Source organism: Criibacterium bergeronii, assembly GCF_001693775.2.
Lineage (GTDB): Bacteria > Bacillota > Clostridia > Peptostreptococcales > Filifactoraceae > Peptoanaerobacter > Peptoanaerobacter bergeronii.
In genome coordinates this window covers 1-531 of sequence record NZ_MBEW02000078.1, presented here as the reverse complement: position 1 = coordinate 531, position 531 = coordinate 1, and the positions used below count along the sequence as shown (strand labels likewise).

The window sequence follows — 531 nt, the reverse complement described above, 5'->3', positions numbered from 1 at the left end:
GCTCAAACTATCGTTGTTGAACCTAAATTCGAAGGTCAAACTCCAGTTGGACAGCTAAAAACTACTGTTAAAGTAGATGATAAAGTTGGTTCTGATACTGAAGAAGCCAAATTAATACAAAAAGACGCTCAAACAAAAACTGTAACAGATACTGTATATTACACTCTTGTAAAAGATCAAGAATATACAATAGCTGGTACTCTTCAAGAAATAAAACTTGATGAAAACGGTCAAATGGAAAAAGACCCATTAACCGGCGAAGTAATCAAGAAACAAATTGCTACTTCAGATAAAAACGAAACTGTAGTAGGAACTGGAAGTCAGACACAAGTAGATTTAACATTTACTGGTGTAACTCTTAAACCTGGCTACAAATACGTTGTATTTGAAACTGCAACTGCAACAAACCCTGATAAAAAAATCTTTGACGTTGATGGAGATAACTCTCCTGAAACTTCACTTAAAGACAAAGATCTTGATGTATTAAAACACGATAAAGTAGATGACAAGGCTCAAACTATCGTTGTTGAA

At 34.1% G+C, this 531-nt stretch carries 1 protein-coding gene; it reads left to right on the top strand.

The annotated features are described in order from the left end of the window. Positions 1–531 (top strand): VaFE repeat-containing surface-anchored protein (locus BBG48_RS11075; RefSeq protein WP_158527933.1); only part of this gene is annotated, 531 nt, incomplete at both ends.